This is a genomic window from Thermogemmatispora sp., assembly GCF_019683635.1.
In the GTDB taxonomy this organism is placed as follows: domain Bacteria; phylum Chloroflexota; class Ktedonobacteria; order Ktedonobacterales; family Ktedonobacteraceae; genus Thermogemmatispora.
This window is the reverse complement of sequence record NZ_JADGIA010000342.1, coordinates 1-2,687: the sequence shown is the minus strand read 5'-3', so window position 1 is coordinate 2,687 and position 2,687 is coordinate 1. Positions and strand designations below refer to the sequence as shown.

At 58.0% G+C, this 2,687-nt stretch carries 4 protein-coding genes; 1 reads left to right on the top strand and 3 read right to left on the bottom strand.

Features of this window, described 5'->3' with window-relative positions; all coding sequences use genetic code 11:
• The coding region (locus IRZ31_RS21090) for a helix-turn-helix domain-containing protein (RefSeq protein WP_297157676.1) at positions 1-197 on the bottom strand (197 nt) is incomplete at its 3' end.
• Positions 198-379: 182 nt separating this feature from the next.
• On the opposite strand from IRZ31_RS21090, the gene IRZ31_RS21085 reads away from it, so the two are divergent.
• Positions 380-925 (top strand): phosphoribosyltransferase family protein, encoded by a 546-nt coding sequence (locus IRZ31_RS21085; protein WP_297157673.1) that lies wholly within the window; start codon positions 380-382, stop codon positions 923-925.
• A 161-nt stretch (positions 926-1,086) separates the two neighbouring features.
• Here the strand turns inward: IRZ31_RS21085 and IRZ31_RS21080 are convergent, their stop codons facing one another.
• Positions 1,087-1,968, bottom strand: coding sequence for a class I SAM-dependent methyltransferase (locus tag IRZ31_RS21080; protein WP_297157670.1), 882 nt, complete (start codon positions 1,966-1,968; stop codon positions 1,087-1,089).
• A gap of 235 nt (positions 1,969-2,203) precedes the next feature.
• Positions 2,204-2,566, bottom strand: a complete 363-nt coding sequence (locus tag IRZ31_RS21075; RefSeq protein WP_297157667.1) for an Hsp20/alpha crystallin family protein — start codon at positions 2,564-2,566, stop codon at positions 2,204-2,206.
• Between the last annotated feature and the right edge of the window lie 121 nt (positions 2,567-2,687).

Genomic DNA, 2,687 nt, shown 5'->3' with positions numbered 1-2,687 from the left:
GTCTTCTTGAGGGCGTTGAGTTCTCGATGCAGCTGGAAAGCGTTGGGACGTTTCCCCGTGGCCCGGTACACTTCCTGAGAGCGAGCCAGTCCCCAATTGTAGGCAAAGCGGGCACAGCCGGCATGCTTCAAGCACGCGGTTCGTTGCTTCTTATTCAGATCTAACTCGGTTTTGTAGCCACGGACAACGAGTGCCATTCGTCTTTGGCGTATTGACTGGGTTTCATGGGTCTATCGTACCATGAAATGTCTCAAGTTGCCAACACCTTCGGAAATTAGTTATGACCCTCCCCTGTCCATGAATGAGAGCAGGATAGCTTTGGATCAGAGCACAACGGATTATCCATCAGCAGCAAAGAAAAGGAGAGCCACCGGATTTCATGGTCCGTAGTTATGATTATGTCCATCGACGCGGGGTGCGTTTTTTATCCTGGGAGGAGATCGCTTCATTAGGACGCAAGCTATGTGAGAGCCTAGCCAGAGAACAGATCGAGGCTGTGGTCGGTATTGCTCGCGCTGGCCTCTTTCCAGCCACGTTAGCAGCCTGCGCACTGCGGCTCGACCTTTATCCAGTGCGTGTGAGCAGACGCCTTCAGGATGAGGTGCGTTTCCCTTCGCCGATCTGGCACGTACCGCTGGTCCCGGATGTCGCCGGCAAGCGTCTCGCTGTTGTGGATGAGATCGCCGATAGCGGGGAGACTTTGGCGCTGGTAGCGGAGCAGGCGCGCGCGCTCGGAGCGCTTCATGTCGTGACCGCCGCTCTGGTCAGCCATAGCTGGGCGAAGCCACAGCCCACGTGTGTGGCGCTGCAGACAGATGAGCTGGTGATCTTTCCCTGGGATCAGCAGGTGCTGATAGATGGTCGCTGGCAGCTCCACCCAGAGATGGCCAGCGCCATTGAGGCCCAGCAAGAGGCCGATTCCTAAGAATGAGGCATTGGCCACCCCGGCCAGGCTGGAGACCTGGCCGGGGCAGTTAGGGGTGTCGTCAGAGCGTGATCCCGCTCGTTTCCAGCTCCCCTGGAAAGGCTGGTAGCGATAGCCAGATGCCCCTATGGCAGCAGCCGAGCGTTGGGTGGTGCACAAACTCAATGGCTCGTTGGTTCGCTCGGATTGATGGCCCAGGCCGTTAGCCCAAAGCCCACGATAGTGTAGTCTTCTGCCGCCATTTCCTGCAGCATTTGCTGATAAACCTGCTCAAATTCGGCTTCGTCAATGACACCGCTGGCCAGCAAGAAGGGCTTGGTCAGGCAAAAAAGGGCTTGCATGTCTCTGTAGCCACTGTCGTGCATGGGCATACCATAGGAACCGTCGTAATAGAAGGCGCGGCGCTGGATGTTGACAAAGCCAGCTTCTCGCAGGAGGCGCGCCAGCATGTAGACGATACCTGTGGAGTTGCCGTCGACGGAAAAGGTCCGTTTCTGCTGGGCCAGCGCACGGTTGAGGCAGTTGTAAAGGCGCTGATAAGCCGGGCTATTGCTCACCGGCGTCTCTATCTCGGTGAGACGGATGATGCCACCGGGACGGAGAAGGCGCCGGCATTCTGCAAGAAGGGCTGGCCAGGTTCGCTGATCCATAAAGGCCATAATCAGTCGGGCATTGACCAGGTCAAAGGCGGCATCGTGAAAAGGGAGGCGCTGGCGGGCATCCGCCACTTCGAAGGTGACATTGGACAGTTCACGCACACGGGCAGTAGCGAGGGCATAATCAATCATGGTCGGGTTGATATCGATACCTACAATCTCCAGGTGAGGGTAGCGCGTCGCTAGCTCCAGGGCCCAGCCTCCAGGACCACAGGCAATGTCGAGCACACGCCGAAGTTGACTGAGATCATCCAGCTCGGGCAGTAAGCCCCCCATCGCTTCGCTAAAGAGCCGCTCCTGCTCAAGGAGCCGGGCAGTCTCCGCCCCCTGCTCGATATCGATAAAATAGCGGTTCTCTCCCGTGGAAGAGGTGAAATCGGCAGCCACGATGCTTCTTCCTCCTTTTCCTTTGCTACTCTACTTGCCGGTAAATCTCCAGGAGCCAGGCCGATGCCCGAGCGTCAGAGAGATCGCCCATCGGCCATCTCCTGGAAGGTGACCACAGACAGCTGATAATGATCTTCCTCTATGTTACCGCAGCGAAGGCAAGCGCCGCCAGAAGCGCTCAAGGAGAAAGAAAGACCAGGACAGATATGAGCCGCCTGCGCCGAGGCAGCGTTGTTCAGGCCCAGGTGGAGGGATGGCCTGCCCCACCTTGATGGAGGCCGCGCGCCTGACCATGAGCCGAGAGTGTGAGATGAGCCGGGCGCATGGTGGTGCTCAGTGGTAAGGCTACGACCAGGACGCCGTTTCCATAGGTGACATTAGCGTGCTCGCCATCGACTGGTTGCACTAGCTGCAGCTCGCGATGATAGGCTCCGATGCTCCATTCGTCGATCAGCAGCTCTTTGACGTCTTTAAGCAGGGCACGCACATCTCCATGCAGGATCAGGCGTCCGTCTTCTTGTAACTCAATGTGAATGTCTTCCGGTTCCATGCCAGGCATGGGAGCCGCCACTACTAGACGCTCGTCACTCCGGTACATTTTGGTCAACGACCCCCGGCTTAAGCCAGGGGCTTGCCCGCAGCCTCGTCGGCCCGGGCTTCAGGGCTGGTTGACAGCAGCCCACTGCCCCGCAGGACAGTAAAGCGCGCACGAATATTCC